The 18,804-nt window shown below is 53.9% G+C and carries 19 protein-coding genes; 7 read left to right on the forward strand and 12 right to left on the reverse strand.

Going from position 1 to position 18,804, the window contains the following annotated elements:
• Positions 1-308: 308 nt before the first annotated feature.
• Complete coding sequence (cobD, locus tag NSU14_RS24465; RefSeq protein WP_340947522.1) at positions 309-1,400, reverse strand: threonine-phosphate decarboxylase CobD; 1,092 nt, start codon at positions 1,398-1,400, stop codon at positions 309-311.
• Positions 1,401-1,908: 508 nt separating this feature from the next.
• Here cobD and NSU14_RS24470 point away from each other — a divergent pair.
• Positions 1,909-2,913 carry a lipoate--protein ligase gene (locus NSU14_RS24470; RefSeq protein WP_042134400.1) on the forward strand — a complete coding sequence of 335 codons (1,005 nt, stop codon included), beginning with the start codon at positions 1,909-1,911 and terminating at the stop codon, positions 2,911-2,913.
• Positions 2,914-3,079: 166 nt separating this feature from the next.
• Here the strand turns inward: NSU14_RS24470 and NSU14_RS24475 are convergent, their stop codons facing one another.
• A complete protein-coding gene (locus NSU14_RS24475; protein WP_340947523.1) occupies positions 3,080-3,802 on the reverse strand; it encodes a metal-dependent hydrolase in 723 nt (240 codons plus the stop codon).
• A 231-nt stretch (positions 3,803-4,033) separates the two neighbouring features.
• On the opposite strand from NSU14_RS24475, the gene NSU14_RS24480 reads away from it, so the two are divergent.
• The 3 genes from NSU14_RS24480 to NSU14_RS24490 all read left to right on the forward strand — a co-directional run bounded on the left by NSU14_RS24480 (position 4,034) and on the right by NSU14_RS24490 (position 6,340).
• The gene (locus NSU14_RS24480) at positions 4,034-4,945 is read left to right on the forward strand and encodes a DMT family transporter (protein WP_340947524.1); all 912 of its coding nucleotides are present in this window, start codon (positions 4,034-4,036) and stop codon (positions 4,943-4,945) included.
• A gap of 110 nt (positions 4,946-5,055) precedes the next feature.
• On the forward strand, positions 5,056-5,859 hold the full coding sequence (locus NSU14_RS24485) for a Cof-type HAD-IIB family hydrolase (RefSeq protein WP_042134396.1): 804 nt from the start codon (positions 5,056-5,058) through the stop codon (positions 5,857-5,859).
• Between the two features lie 115 nt (positions 5,860-5,974).
• Positions 5,975-6,340 carry a hypothetical protein gene (locus NSU14_RS24490; RefSeq protein ID WP_076242400.1) on the forward strand — a complete coding sequence of 122 codons (366 nt, stop codon included), beginning with the start codon at positions 5,975-5,977 and terminating at the stop codon, positions 6,338-6,340.
• Between the two features lie 45 nt (positions 6,341-6,385).
• Here the strand turns inward: NSU14_RS24490 and NSU14_RS24495 are convergent, their stop codons facing one another.
• From NSU14_RS24495 to NSU14_RS24530, 8 genes are all read right to left on the reverse strand, one after another.
• Positions 6,386-8,221 carry an ABC transporter ATP-binding protein gene (locus NSU14_RS24495; RefSeq protein ID WP_340947525.1) on the reverse strand — a complete coding sequence of 612 codons (1,836 nt, stop codon included), beginning with the start codon at positions 8,219-8,221 and terminating at the stop codon, positions 6,386-6,388.
• Between the two features lie 14 nt (positions 8,222-8,235).
• Entirely contained in the window at positions 8,236-8,817 is a 582-nt protein-coding gene (locus tag NSU14_RS24500; RefSeq protein ID WP_042134392.1) for a GNAT family N-acetyltransferase, read from the reverse strand.
• A 971-nt stretch (positions 8,818-9,788) separates the two neighbouring features.
• The gene (locus NSU14_RS24505) at positions 9,789-10,511 is read right to left on the reverse strand and encodes a 5'-methylthioadenosine/adenosylhomocysteine nucleosidase (RefSeq protein ID WP_076242398.1); all 723 of its coding nucleotides are present in this window, start codon (positions 10,509-10,511) and stop codon (positions 9,789-9,791) included.
• Between the two features lie 4 nt (positions 10,512-10,515).
• Positions 10,516-11,793, reverse strand: a complete 1,278-nt coding sequence (locus tag NSU14_RS24510) for an iron-containing alcohol dehydrogenase family protein (protein ID WP_256703761.1) — start codon at positions 11,791-11,793, stop codon at positions 10,516-10,518.
• Between the two features lie 115 nt (positions 11,794-11,908).
• Entirely contained in the window at positions 11,909-12,568 is a 660-nt protein-coding gene (locus tag NSU14_RS24515) for a methionine ABC transporter permease (RefSeq protein WP_039296489.1), read from the reverse strand.
• The gene (locus NSU14_RS24520; RefSeq protein ID WP_076242396.1) at positions 12,568-13,587 is read right to left on the reverse strand and encodes a methionine ABC transporter ATP-binding protein; all 1,020 of its coding nucleotides are present in this window, start codon (positions 13,585-13,587) and stop codon (positions 12,568-12,570) included. The genes NSU14_RS24515 and NSU14_RS24520 overlap by 1 nt, the downstream gene beginning before the upstream one ends.
• Entirely contained in the window at positions 13,580-14,794 is a 1,215-nt protein-coding gene (locus tag NSU14_RS24525; RefSeq protein WP_336102259.1) for an aminotransferase class I/II-fold pyridoxal phosphate-dependent enzyme, read from the reverse strand. Before NSU14_RS24525 ends, NSU14_RS24520 begins: the two co-directional genes overlap by 8 nt.
• A gap of 124 nt (positions 14,795-14,918) precedes the next feature.
• Positions 14,919-15,776: a MetQ/NlpA family ABC transporter substrate-binding protein gene (locus NSU14_RS24530; protein WP_340947527.1), complete on the reverse strand. Its 858-nt coding sequence runs from the start codon at positions 15,774-15,776 to the stop codon at positions 14,919-14,921.
• A 240-nt stretch (positions 15,777-16,016) separates the two neighbouring features.
• On the opposite strand from NSU14_RS24530, the gene NSU14_RS24535 reads away from it, so the two are divergent.
• Positions 16,017-16,472: an S-ribosylhomocysteine lyase gene (locus tag NSU14_RS24535; protein ID WP_042134385.1), complete on the forward strand. Its 456-nt coding sequence runs from the start codon at positions 16,017-16,019 to the stop codon at positions 16,470-16,472.
• A 21-nt stretch (positions 16,473-16,493) separates the two neighbouring features.
• On the forward strand, positions 16,494-17,264 hold the full coding sequence (locus tag NSU14_RS24540) for an SDR family NAD(P)-dependent oxidoreductase (protein ID WP_042134383.1): 771 nt from the start codon (positions 16,494-16,496) through the stop codon (positions 17,262-17,264).
• 148 nt (positions 17,265-17,412) lie between these two features.
• On the opposite strand, the gene NSU14_RS24545 is transcribed toward NSU14_RS24540, so the two are convergent.
• Positions 17,413-17,760, reverse strand: coding sequence for a VOC family protein (locus tag NSU14_RS24545; protein ID WP_340947528.1), 348 nt, complete (start codon positions 17,758-17,760; stop codon positions 17,413-17,415).
• A gap of 90 nt (positions 17,761-17,850) precedes the next feature.
• Positions 17,851-18,060, reverse strand: coding sequence for a hypothetical protein (locus NSU14_RS24550; RefSeq protein WP_042134378.1), 210 nt, complete (start codon positions 18,058-18,060; stop codon positions 17,851-17,853).
• A gap of 334 nt (positions 18,061-18,394) precedes the next feature.
• Here NSU14_RS24550 and NSU14_RS24555 point away from each other — a divergent pair, with 334 nt between their 5' ends.
• Positions 18,395-18,715 (forward strand): MazG-like protein, encoded by a 321-nt coding sequence (locus NSU14_RS24555; protein ID WP_042134376.1) that lies wholly within the window; start codon positions 18,395-18,397, stop codon positions 18,713-18,715.
• Positions 18,716-18,804: the final 89 nt, after the last annotated feature.

Consider the following 18,804-nt stretch of genomic DNA (forward strand, 5'->3'; position numbering starts at 1 on the left):
TAATTCTCTTGATTCCGCCTCCAAACGGGGATGCGGGACGAATAGATGTACTTTTTCCAACTGCTGTCCCGAAATTGTCTGGTTCAGGCTAAATAAATGCTCTTTTTCCACTTATTTCTTGTGGAGAGGCTGCGTGCACACCGAGCGAAGTGAGTCGGAGAACCTTTGACGGCTGGCTCGCTAACTGTTGGCTTCTGGCCCCCTGCGGCTAGCTTCTGGCTGGCTTCTGGCTGGCTTCTGGCTCGCTAACGGCTGGCGGCTGGCTCACTGGCGGCTGGCACGCTCTCAACTGCTGCAGCTCTCAGCTCTCAGATCCCCGCCCGCAGCAGCGCCCCCAGCTCCCGCAGCAGCCGGGCATTGTCCGCCCGGCCCTTCACCGCGACGCGCATATGCCCCGGCTCAAGGCCGGGGTACATCGCGCAGCTGCGGACGAGAATGCCGCCCGCGCCCAGCCGCTGCTGCAGCTCCTGCGCGCTCCACGGAGCGGGCAGCCGCAGCAGCAGGAAGTTCGCTTCGCCCGGCGGCACTTCGCAGCCGAGCTCAAGCAGACCTTGGCGCAGCAGCTGCCGCTCTGCTGCGATCAGCGCGCGCGTCTCCTGCACGTAGCCGTCGCCGCTCTGCAGACAAGCTTCCCCGGCCAGCAGGGCCAGGCCGTTCACGCTCCAGGTCACCTGCTTGCCGGTCATTGCCGCGACAAGCTCCGGATGTGCGGCAGTGAAGCCCAGCCGCAGCCCGGGAATGGCGAAGAACTTCGTCATCGAGCGCACCAGCACCATATGACGGTAAGCCCCCAGCTCCGGCAACAGGGATTGCCGGTCCGCCTCCGGGATGAAGTCAATGAACGCTTCATCCACGGCAAGAATCGTCCCGCAGGCTTCCGCCCTGCGGGCCAGCACCCGCAGCTCGTCCAGCGGATACTGGACGCCGTTCGGATTATTCGGCTGGCCGAGGAACAGCAGATCCGTCTGCTCCAGCAGGCCGGAGATCTCGTCCACGGAGGCCCGGTAATCGCTGCCGCGGGTCCCTTGAACGGACAAAACCTCTGCACCGAACTGCTCCGCCAGCTGGCGGTATTCGGAGAAGCAGGGCTCGACGATGCCTACGCGGCGCGGGGCCGCCGCCAGCAGAAGCAGGGCCATCGACTCGGCGGCTCCATTGGCAACGGTAATCCAGTCCATGCCCACTCCCAGATTTTCCGCGAGCAGCGCTTTCAGCCTCCGGTGTCCCGGATCAGGATAAGCTGTAATCGCGGAGACCGCATCCCGCAGCAGCGCGAGCACCCCCGGCGGCGGGCCCAGCGGATTAATATTGGCGCTGAAATCCAGGAAGCCGCCGCTATTCTCCCCGTATAGCTCGGCCGCTGTCAGCAGATCGCCGCCGTGTCCGTATTTTTCAAGCATGAGTACACTCCCTTTACGCTCAATCATTACTTCATTAATTTAATTGAACTACACTTATTTGAGTAGCGGATCAGCCGCTGCAATAATCCTGCCCATAATACAACATTCTCCGCATGATCCCGCCAATAATCCAGAACTGTTGTATAAAAGGCAGCATTTCGTCCCCTCCAAGCGGTTTAGCAGGACAATTCTTGTATCTCATACAACAATCTGTGTGAAACTTAGCAATCCTTCACCCAATTATCGGCCTATTGCCGGAAGTACGTCAATGCTCTTACAGCAACGCACAGGTGCGCCCGGCATGATGATCCCAGGCACTTATCAAGCGGAGAAGTACCGGGCGAAGCTTATTCTGCCGGCAGAAGTCCGCTTGCAGCCTCAATGGAGGGTAAACTGGCGGCCCTTGCGTAACGCCAGCCGGATAAGTTAAACTTTCGATTTTGTGGAAATCTCTCTTTTAGTTTAGAATAAGTACAGCAGTTTACTATGGCCAAGCGGAGGAATCACTATGCTTTTTATCGATAACACCGGAATTACAGACGCATCGGTCAATCTGGCAATTGAGGAATTTGCACTCAAGAACCTGCCGATGGACGAGAGCTATCTGCTTTTTTATATCAACAGCCCGTCGATTATTATCGGCAAGCATCAGAACACCATCGAAGAGATCAACCAGGAATATGTGAAGGACAACAATATCCAGGTCGTACGGCGGTTATCCGGCGGCGGCGCAGTCTATCATGATCTGGGCAATCTGAACTTCAGCTTCATTACCAAGGATGACGGACAGTCTTTCCATAACTTCCTCAAATTCACCCAGCCTGTGATTGATTATCTGCAGTCGATGGGAGTGAATGCCGAGCTGAGTGGACGCAACGATCTTCAGGTCGGGGAGCAGAAAATCTCCGGCAATGCCCAGTTCTCCACACGCGGACGCATGTTCAGCCACGGCACATTGATGTTTGACCTTAATCTGGATGATGTGCAGGCTTCACTCAACGTAAATCCCGAGAAGTTCAAGTCGAAGAGCACCAAGTCCGTACGCAGCCGTGTAGCCAATATCAAGGAGCTGCTGGGCAACCCCGATATGACGATTGAGGAGTTCCGCGAAGGTCTGCTGCGTTCCATCTTCGGTATGGAGGCGTCCGAGGTTCCCCAGTACAAGCTGACAATGGATGACTGGGTACGGATCAATGAAATCTCCAAGGAACACTACCAGAACTGGGACTGGAACTACGGCCTGTCGCCGAAGAGCAATGTGAAGCACACCCGCAAATTCCCGGCCGGTCTAGTGGATATCCGCATGGACATTGAGGATTCCATCATCCGCGAGATCAAAATCTACGGGGACTTCTTCGGTGTCGGCGATGTGGCGGATGTGGAGAACGCGCTGCGCGGCAAACGTTATGCGGAAGCTGAGGTCAGAGAGGCACTGGCTGATCTCGATCTGAAGCATTACTTCGGCCGCATTGAGCCGGAGGACTTCATCGGTCTGGTATTTCTTGAGGAGTAGGGCTCTGCACCGCAGACACCACTCCGGCAAGCAGGTACTTATACAGTAAAAAGAACCCCGCTATCCTGCCGCATCCTGCGCAGCTGATCGTGGGGTTCTTGTCTTGCCGTCCATCTCTTATCTCGTTGTTCATCTCTTAAGCTGCTGCCCAGCTCTTGCTTGCCCTTTACACCAAAGAAGGCGTAAGCACAAAAACATAGACAACCAGCGCCAGCGTAAGCATTACGCACACCTTCTCCACTGCATTACCTTTCTTCGTGCCGGTGCTCATCAGCTTCAGCCGCAGCTTGACCGGCAGCGGGGGCAGCGGCGTAATTCCGCGCTGGGTCAGGGAATCGGCCAGCAGATGCAGGCCGTAGGACATACTCCCGGCAATCCAGAGACTGCCGCCGTCATCCATGCCCATTGATACAAAATACAGCAGCGCCCCCCAGCCGGCCACGGCATACAGCGTATGCGTGATTCCCCGGTGCGGGACAACGGAAGCTACGACCAGCACACAGGCGGCAATATAGTTCCATGGATCATAGGCATCGGCAAAAGCAAACAGCGCCAGCGCAATCAGCAGCATCACCAGATGCCTCAGCCTGCGGCCCGGCAGGAAAGACACACTGCCGACCAGCAGAGCCAGGGCAATATTCCACGGCGGAGCAGCGATTCCGGCAAAATAAAGATAAATAGCTGCCCCGATCAGGGATACCTGCAGGATACGCAGCAGAAACTCGGGAACTGCCTTGCGTACCAGCAGTGAATTCGGCTCGTCGATATCGGGCAGCAGCGAGCTGACCACCGCAACGGCGACGGCCGGAAGAGTGATTTCAAGCCCAAGCAAACTCATGGCGGACAAGGTAACCCCGGTGCTGATAACTAAATGGGATTTGCCCATCATGGTGAATCCGCTCCTTCATATGAGAGTATAATGATTCTGGATGCCCGAAATAAGAACAAGTGTGCGGTTATCGAAGTATACCAAGGCTTTCCTTTTTTGTCCAGCGTATAACGGGCTACAGGCCTCCTTCATCCCGTGCGGACACGGCCGCTACGCAGTTTCGGCTTGTCCTGCCCCCTGATTTAGGATACAATTTGGACAACTCATACGGCCCTGAAAGGATGACACCCTGTGAACCGCTCCCGAATCGCCGATCTAAGTCTGCTGCTGGTGGCGATGATGTGGGGATGTACGTTTCTTATTGTGCAATCTGCCGTCCGGGTACTGCCGCCACTTGCCTTCAACAGCATCCGGTTTACAGGCGCCGCCCTGCTGCTTGCACTAATTACCGCCGTCTTCTACCGTCAGGAATGGAAGAAGCTAAGCTTACGTATGGTTCTGCATGCTCTGCTGCTGGGCCTGCTGCTCTTCCTGGGCTATGGCTTCCAGACCATGGGACTGCTGTATACCACCACCTCCAATACAGGGTTCATTACCGGACTGTCGGTGGTACTTGTACCTTTCCTGTCTCTGGCGCTGCTGAAGCATGCCATATCCCGTTACACCTGGTTCAGTGCCGGCCTCGCAGCGGTTGGCCTGTATCTGCTGACCTTCACCGGCTCTGCGTTCTCCCTTAATAAGGGCGATGGCCTGATCCTGCTCTGCGCTGCCTTCTTTGCGCTGCAGATCGTGTATACCGGCATATATGCGCCGCGTTATCCGGCCTTGCCGCTGGCCGCGCTGCAGCTTGCCTTTGTGGGCCTGTTCAGCGTTATGGCCACCCTTCTGGTGGATGGCCCCGCACCGCTTATGCACAGCGGGGAGCTGCTCGCGAAGCCGGAAGTGCTCTGGGCCATGCTAATCTCCATCGGCCCGACCAGCGCCTTCGCCTTCTGGATTCAGACCGCCTGCCAGAAATACACCACCCCGTCCCGGGTGGCGATTATTTATGCCACAGAGCCGGTATTCGCTGCAGTAACAGGCCTGCTCTTCGGCGGAGAGACACTCGGCCTGTCTGCTGCGCTAGGCTGTGGATGCATTCTTGCCGCCATGCTGATGGCGGAGCTGAGTCCTGATCCGGCGCGGACGCAGGCGGAGGGCTAGCAGCATTTTATAGTTACATGCTTCAGACAAAAAGTCGTGCTTCCGTTCCCCTTCTTATAGAAGATTCCCCGGAAAGCCGGACTAAACCAACCTTTTAGGAGAGAACCCAAATGTACAAATTGATTGCTATCGATATTGACGACACCCTGATTAATGACGACAAGGAAGTTACCCCTGCCACCCAAACTGCGCTGGAACAGGCTGTTGCCGCTGGCGTTGTGGTTACCCTCGCTACCGGACGCGCTTATGCTTCCGCCCAGGCGATTGCCCGCCAGACCGGACTGAATGTGCCGATCATCACTTATCAGGGGGCACTCGTTAAGAATCTGCTGGACGAAGAAGTGCTCTATGAGCGTTATGTCCCGCAGGATGCGGTGCGTAAGCTGTTCCAGTACTGTGTGGAGCATGACCTGCATCTGCAGACTTACATTGACGACAAGCTGTATGCCCGTGAGGAGAACCAGAAGCTGATCGATTATGCTGCCTTGAACAAGACCCAGTACTACATTGAGCCTAATTGGGAAGAGAAGCTGGTCCCGCAAAAAACACCTAAAATGCTCATCATCGACGATCCGGCCTTCCTGGATGAGCTGTCCCCGATCCTGCGCAATCTGCTCGGTGATTCGGTTCACATCACGAAGTCCAAGCCGCATTTCCTGGAAATCATGCATCACGAAGGCACCAAAGGCCTGGCGCTTGAATTCCTGGCTAAGCATTTCGGCTGCGAGCTATCCGAGACCATCGCTGTCGGCGATTCCTGGAACGATCACGAGATGCTCGAAGCCGCCGGCCTCGGTGTCGCTATGGCGAATGCCATTCCTGCCCTGAAGGAAATTGCCGATTTCGTTACCCTCAGCAACAATGAGGACGGCGTGAAATTCGCCATCGATAAATTCATTCTCGGTGCAGAATAACAGGCATTCCTCTCTGAGCGGATATCTTATATGACAAAGGTGGCTTACCGCCGGTTCAGTTTATTGAACCGCTGTAAGCCACCTTTTATAATCCAAGAAGAAAGGAGGGTCATCCATGGAAGAAGTATCTGCTGCGGACCAGCTCGAATCCATTAAATCCTGGCAATCGACCATCAAAAAACTCGAAAATGCCTTTGCGCAAATGACTCAAAAGGGCACAAACATTTCGCTGGTAAAGAAACGGCTCAATGCTTCACACATCGGCTTAGCGGTTCTGGAGAACGTCTGGAATCAACAACCTCATCAGTACTCCCATGAAGATATAGCAGAAGCCCGCAAAGTTCTGATTGAAATAACCCCATCTGTTGAACATAGTTACGCTAAATCCAAGGCTGGCAGTCCACAACAAACTCTTTTAGAAAGAAGACTCCAAGCCTTGAAGCTGGCTGTTCAAGCGATTGACGCTCTCTCTGCCAAGTAGCGCGTAGCGCATGCTGAAAGCCAAGAACATAGCTGAAGAAGACTATTATAACGTACCTGCCGCAGCTGTCTCCTGCTTGAGGGGGGTCGTTCCGCCGCTGCTCAAGCTCTCACCGCCCAGAGAAGAATATTGCCCTTCCTCCACTGCTTCCTGCTCCAGCTGGGAATTATACAGCTCAAAGTACCGTCCCTCTGCCGCCAGCAGCTCCTCATGTCCGCCCCGCTCCACAATCTCCCCGTTCTCCATCACCAGAATAATATCGGCATTCTGGATGGTTGAGAGGCGGTGGGCGATGACCAACGTTGTTTTATCCTTCATCAGCTTGCGGATCGCCTGCTGGACCATTTTCTCCGACTCATTGTCGAGTGCCGCCGTAGCTTCATCCAGCAGCAGAATCGGCGCGTTCTTCAGCATCGCTCGGGCAATGGAGAGACGCTGTCTCTGCCCTCCGGACAATCTCGAACCATGCTCACCAATATCGGTGTGGATGCCTTCCGGCAGCTCCATCACGAAATCATAAGCGTTCGCCTGCCGCAGCGCTTCTATAATCTCTTCTTCCGTAGCCCCCGGTCTTCCGTTACCGATATTATCACGGATGCTTCCAGTATACAGACCCGACTCCTGGGGAACATAGGCGAAATAACTTCTCAGCTGCTCAAGCGGCATCCCGGCAATCGCCTGATTATTAATTGAAATCCCACCTGCATCCGGTTTGTAGAAACCGAGCAGCAGCTTGAACAGTGTGGATTTACCGCCGCCGCTCGGACCCACCACGGCCATCTGCTTTCCGCGCGTTAACTCCAGGTTAACCTTGCTTAGACTCTGCTTCTCACTCTCCGGATATCCGAACGACAGGTCTGCGAGCTGTAGCACATTGAAATCAGGCTGCTGCATCTGCTGGTCAGGCAGTACCTCAACCTCGGGAGCAGCATCCATCACTTCAAAAATCCGTTCCGCCGCACCCAGCGACTGCTGCATGGAAGCGACCAGGCCCGGCAGTACCGAGAACGGCCCCACCAGATAATTCATCAATTGGATGAAGGCAATCATCGCCCCGACTTCAAGCGAACCTTTGGCCACAAACCACCCGGCAATGACCAGCGCAAGCAGGAAGGTAAGGTTGCCCAGTACAGAGGAGATCGCCCCCGTTGCTCCTTCGATTCTCGCCTTCTTCTTCTCCCCGGAGGCAATGCTCTCACTATATTCTATATACTGCTTCTGCAGCCTGCGCTCAATCGAGAACGCTTTGAACACCATGCTGCTGCCCAGGATATCATTCAGAAAAGCCGTCGTTCTGCTCATATTTTCCTGTACCCGCACACTGTTGGCACGCATCGCATTGCCGAATATTTTGCCGGTCAGGAACAGCAGCGGCCCTACGGACAGACAGATCAGCGCAAGCAGCCAGTTGATATAGATCAGATAAGCGAAGGAGGCCACCGCCAGCAGCGGATTGCGCAGCAGGTCCATCATGACATGTCCGCAGGCTTCACCGACCGACTGATTGTCGTTCGTGAACCGGGACAACAGATCGCCTGAATGATTGCGGTCGAAATAAGACTGCGGCAAAGCCAGGGTATGTCCCATCATGTCCTGGCGCAGTTCATTTCTGATTTTGGCCGAGATATTGGTTTTGAGATACACACTTAGAAAGGTGTTGATTCCGGCGACCGTCAAGAATATAACTCCGAACCAGGCAAGGTCTGTAAAAGCCTCTACGTCCAGACGGACCGCCGCATCCGTAATCCGGGACAGGAACCAGGCCATCGTCAGATCAAGGACAATACTAAACAGGGTAACTAGCAGTAATATGCTATAAATCAGCTTATGTCTGAGCATGTATGTACTTAATCTGGCAAAAGCACCTTTCTTCTTCTTCACATCATCATCTCCCTTTAGAATTCAACACCCCGCACCTTAGCGTACACTTTGCTGTCATGGAGTTCCCCGTCCGCCTCGCGTGTGCTCCGGCGCAAAATGCCGTCCAGCGTGAACCCGGCACGCTCGGCGACAGCAGCGCTTTTGGCATTCCGCGCACTGCAGCGGATCTCAATCCGGCTGGCCTCCAGCTCTCGTATTGCGAAGGCGGTAATTCCGTTCACCGCTTCCGTGATGTATCCGTTGCCCGCGCATGAGCTCCTAATCCAATAGCCTGTCTCGAAACGGCGGCAATCCCAGTCGATATGATGCAGGCCGATGTTGCCGATATATGTGCCGTCCACCTTGCTGTAGATCTGCATATTCAGTGTCGAGCGCTTCAGATACGCTACCCGCGACTCCCGGACATAGACCTCGGTCTCTTCCACCGCCGGCATGCTCTGGGCAAAAGGCATCCACGGCTTCAGCTCGTTCAGGCTCTCTCCGATCGCCTTATTCATTTCCGCCCCGTCTCCCGGCCGCGCAGCCCGGACGAGCAGGCGCTCCGTTTCAAAGCTCTCTGGAATATCCAGCAGAATTGGAAGCAAATTCTCACTCATACCAAATTCATCCTCCACTATAATCGAATATCGTTATATTATAGTGCGTCCTCCTTTTCTTGGAAATAATGAAAAATACACATTAGTTGCTTAAAATTGGAAGGCGGGCTCATTGTTTATTTACATTCCGTGCTTGGATGCCTTTAGTTTACAGAGCTTGCGGGAAAGCGCCCAGCGGCGGCAGGCGGATTCGCGGGTCGGTCCTGGGGCTGAAAAATGTCGCTACTGCACAGCAAAAACCGCCTTTAAAGCCACGAACAAAGCTCTTCAGCAGCTCCGTTCAGTACTCACAGGCGGTTCCGGGTAGATTGAACTTGAAATTATTCCAATTGGGATGTTGTTCATAACTGCGGTGAATACTTGGACTTTCAGCTGCTGTTGTCACCAGATTTCTTGATTGTTACCGCTTTTAGCGGTAGAATCCGGTGACAAAGGCGGTCGCTGGCGCTCCTACAGTTCCAAAATCCCCCTCAGTTATTCTCATCTGTTATTGTCTTCTTCAATTTAAGCTACACAAGTTTATTATATTCAACTCTATAGGCTGAACTTGAATACTTACGCATACTTAGCTTTCCTCAGTGAATGTTGTACGGAATACAACAATTCCTTCCTAATATCGAGCGAAATCCAAAATTGTTGTATAAAAGGCAACATTTCCGCTCATCCAAACGGTTTAAAGGGACAATTATTGTATTTCATACAACAATCTGTCCAATCATGTTGGTTTCTGGGGAGCCAAGTTGTAATACGTACAACAATTGCAGTGTTGACCGGTTACTTGTTTTGGTTTTGATCAATAGTGCGGTTTATAGTAGTTGTTCTTCTTAGTAAATTGGCCGATAGTAGTTGCTCAGGCCAGTTGCTCACTGTTAATGGTCTGTCCACTTAGTATTTAGTCACTTAGTATTTAGTCACTTAGTATTTAGTCACTTAGTATTTAGTCACTTAGTATTTAGTCACCTATCAGGCACTCACTTCGCGCCACGAGTCTCCGCCGCCGTATACAGTGCCAGAATCTCCGTAACGATCTCCGCCGAGTTGGTGGCGGCGAGCTCCAGATGCGACTTGAATAATCCGGCCGCTTCTGATCCGGCTATGTCGGAGATCGCACGGACAGCAAGGAACGGCACACCGAATTGGTAGGCGGTTTGCGCAATCGCTGCACCTTCCATATCTGTAGCCTTAGCTGCAGGGAAGCGGCTGCGGATCTCATCGGCCCGCTCCGGTCGGCTGATGAACGAATCCGCCGTAGTAATCAGTCCGGTGACGACTGCCTCCGCCCTGGAAGTGCGGGCAATCACCTGCTTCGCCGCAGCCAGCAGATCGCCCGCGACCGGATAACGGTCCGGCATCTGCGGCACCTGCCCATAGGCATAGCTGAATGCTGTTGCGTCCACATCGCTGTAGATCAGTTCCTCGGCGATGACCACATCGCCAACCCTAAGCTCCGGAGCCAAGCCACCGGCAGCACCGGTATTAATGATGAGCTCACAGTGGAACCGCTCCAGCAGCAGCGTTGTAGTTACTGCCGCATTCACTTTGCCGATGCCGGACTGCAGCAGAACCACATCCAGCCCGTTCAGCCTGCCGGAATGAATTCTTCCCACGCCTGCCTTCAGGCTGCGCACCTCCGTCATCCGTGACAGCAAGAGCGCTACTTCCTCTTCCATTGCGCCGATAATCGCAATACTCATGATGTTACTGCCCCCTGACCATGATATTTTGTTGACGCACACCGGACGCCGTCTGCCCTCTTTGATAGCTATCGTCCGTGTCCACTTTCCAGCCAGCTTCGTCCACATACCCTGCTCCTGCAGTATCGTTTGTCTGTGCCACTTCACCGGTACCTAACGCCCGTCCCGGTCCTCCGGCGGAATCCCGGCGCCAGCTGCCAACGAACCGCTCCAGTTCAGCCGCCGCATCCGCAATCCGCGCGGCAGTAATCACGCCGTGCATCCTGTGAATGGAGGCCTCCGGCACCGCCGCCCGTTCTCCCAGCTCCAGCAGATCGCCCGGAGTCAGGAAGTCCAGCCCCATATCCGCCAGACTGGCTGGCAGGCCGATCTGCCGGTAGAACGGTAGCAGTTCTTCTATCTCCGCGAAGTTCTCTTCCAGCGCAAGCTGAACCAGCACACCGTAAGCCACCTTGCTGCCATGCAGCAGGCTGTGGGCCTCCGGGATAGCCGTAAGCGCATCATGGACGGAGTGCGCACCGGCAGTTCGGCCATAATCTTCACCGAAGCCGCCGACCAGACCGCCCACCATGATGATCGTTTCTACCGTCCGGGTCAACGCATCATCCAGCACTCCCGCCGAAACGGCCGCGAGCGCTGCTGCGCTGTACTCCAGCAGGTGATCACGGCATTTGCGCGCCGTGAACCAGGCCAGCTCCACTTCAACCGGAGGCGCAGGCAGATGGCGGATGATGGCGTCAGCCTCATACCATTTGGCCAGCGTATCGCCAATGCCGGCTGCCAGCAGCTCTGGCGGTGAAGCGGCGATGACAGCCGGATCGAGCAGCACCAGCGCGTTGCTGCGCGGGAACACATCGAAGCGGACATAAGCCCCTTGACTGTCGTACATCACGCTCAGCGAGGACCAGGCGGCGCAGGTAGCGGCCAGCGTCGGCAGAATAACTGCCGGCAGATTCAGCTTGGCTGCAGCAGATTTGACCACATCCGTGATCTTCCCGCCGCCTACGGCAATAATCGCCTGCAGCTGATGCTCTACCGCATAACCGGCTATGGCATCACGCTCCCCGTAGGTGCATTCACCGCCGTAGACATGATAATGGATCTCCGTTCCGTCAAGCTGCGGCCAATACCGCCCGGCCGCCGCCCAGGACTTCACACCGCGCACCACCAGTACCCGCTCAATTCCCCGTCTGCGCAGATGCTCCTCCAGGTCATTCCAGCTGCCCTCCCGGCAGACGAATTCCTGCGGTGCCGCGCGCACGATAAGACGTTCCGCCATAATGGACCCTCCTTCAAAGTTTTGTAAGCCTACGCTTCTTGAATCACCTTCATACAAAACTTGCTTCGGAAGCATCCGCTTAAGTTTTGTAAGCCTACGCTCAGCCTCAGCCTCATTCCTAGTCCCGCCGCGCCTTACGAGCCAGCCGGTTCCCTGCAGACTGAATACCCTGAACGAAGATAATCAGAATGGCTACGGTAACGATCATGACGAAGGTGTCGAACCGCTGGTAGCCATACGAGATCGCCAAATCACCAATTCCGCCGCCCCCGACCGTTCCCGCCATTGCTGTGGCCCCGACGAGTCCGATCATCGCCGTGGTCATCGTCAGGATTAGCGACCCGAACGCCTCCGGCAGCAGGAAATGCCAGATCACCTGAAACGTAGTCGCTCCCATCGCTTCCGCAGCCTCCAGAATCCCCGGGCTAACCTCAAGCAGAGAGTTCTCGACCAGGCGTCCAATATAAGGCGCTATGTATACAACAAGCGGTACAATCGCGGCGCTGGTACCAATCGAGGTGTGCACAAGCAGCCGCGTGAAGGGAATAATCGCTACGAGCAGAATGATGAATGGCAGCGAACGGACAATATTAATGATCGGATTAAGCACCGAATAGATAATTCTGTTAGGCAGAACACCGCCCGGACGTGTAATAACAAGGATGATGCCGATAGGAATCCCCAGCAGCGCTCCAAAAAACAACGAAACCCCAACCATAACCACCGTTTCCCTCAGTGCCTGAAACAGCTGCTCCGAGGTAATCACTGTATCCAGCATTAAACCTCCACCTCCTGAATGTCCACACCCTGGCTGACGATAAAAGCCGCCGCCTGATCGATCACTGTATGCTCGCCGTTCAGCTGCAGAATCATTGTCCCCAGCGTTGTCTGCTGGATTTCCGTCATGTTGGCGAACAGAATATTCGCATTGACTTCGAATCTGCGGATCAGGCTGTTGATAATCGGCTCCGAGGCTGTGCCTCCAACGAACTTCAGCCGGAACAGCCGCCGCCCAGGTTCGGCCTTCAGTGTGTTCAGCACACTTTGCGGCACACTGTTATGAATAACCGTCTGCACGAAGCTCTGCGTAGTGGGGTGATGCGGACTGCCGAACACATCCAGCACCTTGCCCTGCTCGATGATCTCCCCCTGCTCCATCACGGCAACCTTGTTGCAGATCTGCTGGATGACAGCCATTTCATGCGTAATGATCATGATGGTGATGTTGTACTCTTTATTTATTTTTTTGAGCAGCTCCAGAATAGATTTGGTCGTCTGCGGATCAAGTGCCGAGGTCGCTTCATCACATAGCAGGATCGACGGATTGGTAGCCAGCGCCCGGGCAATGCCCACCCGCTGCTTCTGGCCGCCGGACAGCTCCTTGGGATAACTCTTCGCCTTATCCTCCAGCCCGGTGAATTTCAGCAGCTCGGTGACCCGGTCCTGAATCTCCTTTTTGCTGCGTTTCAGCAGCACCAGCGGAATCGCGATATTGTCGAATACGGTCTTAGATTCCAGCAGGTTGAAATGCTGAAAAATCATGCCGATCTTCTTCTTGGCCGCGCGCAGCTGCGCCGGATTGTACTCCGCCAGCGGCTCACCTTCCACGAGCACCTCTCCGCCTGTCGGCCGCTCCAGATAGTTGACCAGCCGGATCAGGGTGCTTTTACCTGCACCGCTGTAGCCGATAACCCCGTAAATATCACCCTTGTCCACATGCAGGCTTACCCCGCGCAAAGCTTCAATGGATTGGCCCTTCCGTTCAAACGTCTTATAAATATCTCTTAGCTCAATCATGCTGAGCTGCCCCCCTCAGGTCCGTGACCACCGTCTGCTTGAAAATACCCGCCGCGTCTATCCGGTCTACCGCTTCGTTCAGCCTGTCCTCGCTGTTCACCAGGCTAAGCCGCACATACTGCCTTCCTTGTTCTCCGAAGCCTTCCCCCTGCGCCACAGCCACCTGCGCTTCATCCAGCAGCCGCTGGGCGAAGGTTTCTGCTGTATAGCCTGAAGGCACTTTGAACCACGCGAAGAAGGTGCCCTGCGGAGCCGGAACCTCCCAGCCGATGCCCCGCAGTCTCTCTACCAGCACATCGCGCCGCCGCTGATATAGGCTTCCCAGCTGCCTCACCGCATCCTGCGGTCCGAGCAGAGCCGCCGCCGCCGCATCCTGCACTGCACCGAACACGGTGCTGTACGCCTGCGTATGATAATGCTTCAAGGCAGCAATGATCGAAGCGTTGCCGGCGGCGAAGCCGAACCTCCAGCCTGCCATGTTGTAGGTTTTGGACACAGTATAGGTTTCAATTCCATAGGCTTTGCCATCCGCATGCTGAAGCAGGCTAAGCGGCTTGTGGCCGTCGAAGCCGAACGCGCCATAGGCAAAATCATTCAGCACCGGGAACTTATAGCGGGCGGCAAGCTCCAGCGTCCGTTCCCAGAATTCCCCCGTAGCCACCGCCCCGGTCGGATTATTGGGATAGTTCAGCATCAGCAGCTTCACCTGCCGGAGGATCTCTTCAGGAACACGCCCGTACTCCGGCAGGTAGCCGTCCTCTTCATAGACAGGGAGGGTATGAACCCGGGCTCCCGCCAGCTGGGCAGCGGCATGATAGGCCGGATAAGCCGGATCGGCGGTAAGCATCAGATCCCCCGGATTCAGCAGACTCTGAGGGATGCCGACCACCCCAATGCCCGAGCCAGTGAACACAGCGACCTCATGCTCCGGGTCAAGCTCAACGCCATACTCCCTTTCATAGAAGACGGCGATGGCTTCAAGTGTGCTTTTTTTACCGTAAAACGGCGGGTAGCCCTGATTCTCCGGTTTGTCGATTGCCGCTTTCAGGGCATCAATTATAGGCTGCGGCGTGGGCTGATCCGGGTTGCCGCTGGCCAGATCGATCACGTCTATCCCTTTGCTGCGGTAATCGGCGATTCTGGCTTTCAGCGCGTTGAAGTAATTCCCGGACAACTCTTTTACAACATTAGCGGGTTCAAAATCCATATCACTTACACCTCTTCACAAGATCTCTGAGACTTCAAGCTTCAGGCTGGAATATACAAAGGCGATCTGCCACTTCTCCCAGACAGGGAAATGACAGACCACCAGGCAGCGCTATAATGGTTTGTTATTTTGTAAAGTAGTCCGGCAGCTTGTAGCCTTCATAATCCGGATTCGACGTGATGTACTCCTGGAACTCAGCAGAATGGTAGCCTTCGATGATATCTTTTACAAATTGGGCATCCTTGTTCTTGCTGTCGACCGCCACGATATTCGTGAACGGGTCCGTCATGTTCTCCAGCTGCAATGCCGTGGTCAGCTTAATATTGTTAGAAACGGCGAAGTTCCCCTGAATAGCAGCGTAATCCACATCCTCCAGTGCGCGCGGGCCCTGGGCCGGCTCAGTAGCGATGAACTTCAGATTGTGGGGATTGGATGTAATATCAGCCAGCGAAGTCTGCAGCGGATCAATATCCTCCTTCAGTGTAATCCAGCCCACATCCTTCAGGACGTTAAGCGCGCGGAGCATATTCACCGGTTCGTTCGGCAGGTTGACCTGATCGCCGTCGCTGACTTCATCCAGGCTGGTGTGTTTTTTGGAATAGAGGCCCATCGGCGGAGTAGGAACCTTCACCACACCTACCAGGTCGATTTTCTCACGCTCATTGATAGATTCGAGGTACAGGGAATGCTGGAAGACATTAGCGTCAATCTCGTCATTCGCTACAGCCACATTGGGCTGGATGCCATCGGTGAATTCTTTATAAGTAATGGTGTAGCCCTTGCTCTCCAGGTAGGGTGCAACACCTTTCTTGAACTGGTCACTGTAGGGTCCGGGATTGAAGCTGATGCGCAGTGTCTTCTTCTCTTGTCCGGAGGAATTACTGCCTGATCCGGCAGCATCACTGTTATTACCGCAGCCTGCGATAACCAAAGTGGTGGCAATGACTAACAGCGCGGAATGAATCCATTTTTTCTTCAACATGTAATTTCTCCCCCAATGTATATATTTCTGCAGAAACCCAAGCCAGACGATCCGGCAACAACAACCGACAATTAAACCTAGTAAAAGCATCAGAATTAAGTTGATTCATATGTTACAATGCATTAATATTCATGTCAACACATTTTAATTAAGATGATTGGATTAATCGGCTTTGTCTATTTACATCTTTTATACGTTGTGATAGTTTGATATGAAAAGCTTGAAAGGAAGAGGAATAACATGGCGAAGGTTGAAAGTTTCCAATTGGATCATACGAAGGTAAAGGCCCCTTATGTGCGGGTTGCAGGTACGGAGAAGAATGAGAAAGGCAGCACCATCCAGAAATATGATTTGCGCTTCCTGCAGCCGAATGCGGATGCATTGCCTACTGCCGCTGTCCACACCCTGGAGCATTTGCTGGCCACTTATTTGCGTGATGAGCTGGAGGGCATTATTGATATCTCGCCGATGGGCTGCCGGACCGGCTTCTATCTGATTATCTGGGATGAGCATAACCCTGCCGATGTTGCTGCCGCGCTGACCAAGGTTCTGCATAAAGTACTGGATACAGAGGTTGTTCCTGCGGTCTCTGCACTGGAATGCGGCAACTATAGAGACCATTCCCTATTCAGCGCCCAAGAGTACGCCAGACAGGTCCTGGATGCCGGCATCAGCGATGATCCCTTCAGAAGCTAGAATGAGAGGAAGCCTGCTGCCATGCTGAACATCGATTTTACTGGAAAAACGCTGGTAGTCACCGGGGGGCTGACCGGAATCGGCAAAGGCATTGCCGATTTATTCCTGCAGGCTGGTGCGAATGTCGTGATTGGCGATATCGCCTGTAAGCCTGGCGTGGAACAGATCCATGAGCGGCTGGTGCAGATCCGCATCGATGTCACGTCAAGTGAGGATGCCGCGCGGCTGGTTGAATGTGCGGTGGATTCTTTTGGCCGGATCGACTTCCTGGTGAACAACAGCGGGACATCGACGATGGACTTTGCCGTTGACATCAAGGAGGAAGACTGGGATAAGGTAATGGATATCAACGCCAAGGGCGTATATCTGGTCTCCCAGGCCGGGGCGCGCCAGATGCTCCGCCAGGGCGGCGGCGGCCGGATCATCAATATTGCCTCACAGGCGGGCAAGAACGGCTACCGCTGCATGGGTAATTATGTAGCCTCCAAGCATGCGGTCCTTGGTTTCACCAAGGTCATGGCGCTGGAGCTGGCCCGGGAGCAGATTCTCGTGAACGCGGTCTGTCCGGGGATCGTCGAGACGGACATGAAGAAGCGCGAGCGTGTGGAAGGTGCTGCCCTGCGCGGAATGACACCGGAGGATATTCTCGCCGAGGACCGTTCGCAGGTACCGCTCGGCCGGACGGCTGAGCCGGAGGATGTAGCGAACGTAGTGCTGTTCCTCGCCAGCCCGCTCGCCTCCTACATGACCGGCCAGGCAATCAATGTCACCGGCGGCATGACGATGAACTAACGCAATCCCCCCATAAAGCGGGGCCTCTCATGGACCCTGATAACTTTTCAAATTTATTATTACAATAAAGGGACTTCACCTGCGGCAGGCGCCGCCGGGTGAAGTCCCTTTTTAACAGATTCGCCGTATGAAATTGAATTTCTACCTTCTATTTCTCCCAAAGCTCAATCAGCCGCCCGTCAGGATCTTTAATCCACACAAACTTGCCGTATTCGCTGCTCTCTTGTTCCTTGGCAAGCGGTACGCCTATTGTTTCGAAGTGCTGAATAGTCTCGTTTATGTCATACACCTGGAAATTCAGCATCACCTGTTGGTCGGTTGGAAAATAACTGTCATCCTCCGCAAAGAACGAAAAGATCGTCTCATCCCCGGATTGGGGATTAATCACAGTCCCATTCCAGTTGTTGATTTCAAGCTTCAGCACATCGATATACCATTTTTTTACAGACTCAAGATTAGTAGTTCTCCAGAATATTCCTCCGAAACCTTTTATCATCGCATCCGACTCCTCTCCATCATCACATTGTCAGCTAGCCGATTACGTTAGATATTCGAGTTCTGAAGCGGAGTTCCTTCTGACTAAGCATTAAATAAAGTCTATCTGAATTTGCGGAGGCTGCGTAAGAATGAACGTTGAGGTGCGCCGCGAATGCTGCCGTCCTCCCACCACTACCTCATTCTCATCATACCCGTTCACACGCCCTCCGCCAGTCATCTTCCCCTCTGTTATAACCAGAACATAGCTGCCGAAAAAAATTGCATTATCCAGCTCAAAATCATGCTGCAGTGTTGTCATGTATATGTTCACCCGCGCTTACAGCAGATCTGCCGTTAACGTATTCATGTAGGCCTCGACGTCGTGTGCATTGGAAGCATCCATATAATCAATAATAACCTGTGGTATTGATGGTTCATTTTGACTCATTAGTATACTCACTCCTGTCCGTCATCTTCGCTGCCAGCCCGGCTACCGGCCAAGTTCACAAGTCCACTATACGCCCTGTAACAGGACTACATTATGTCATATTAAGCAGGAGTCATATTCTAATATGACATAATGCCGTCTAATTAGGCGTGCTATATTGGGCAGGCGATATACTAACTTGCCATAGGGGAGAAGTGCAATAGATATGAATATTAACGAGGCGGCATTACGTTCCGCTCAAATCAGACAGCTCTATCATCAATTGGAACGGCAGCATCATGATAAGGAGTGGACAGTCGAAGAGGATGCACTGGCATTCCTGACAGATGCCGGATTGGTGGGCCGTCTGACCATGTCACAGCAGGGGCGCTGGCTGGCTCAAGGGGATACTGCAGCTGAACTGGAGCATAAGCTTGGCGAATGTGCGTGGTGGCTGATGGTTTTGGCTGAACGGATGAATATTGACTTCGCTGCAGCACTGGATACCTTCTTATCCAAAACAGAGAAGCTGCTTGGGCAAGAATAATTAGGGTTGCATGTTAAGAAGCTCCGGGGTAACCGGAGCTTCTTTGTTTGTATATACGCGGATCGTTCATGCTGAAGTCACCCGCTGAT

Origin of the sequence: Paenibacillus sp. FSL R10-2771 (assembly GCF_038000205.1) — a bacterium.
GTDB lineage: Bacteria > Bacillota > Bacilli > Paenibacillales > Paenibacillaceae > Paenibacillus_AQ > Paenibacillus_AQ phytohabitans.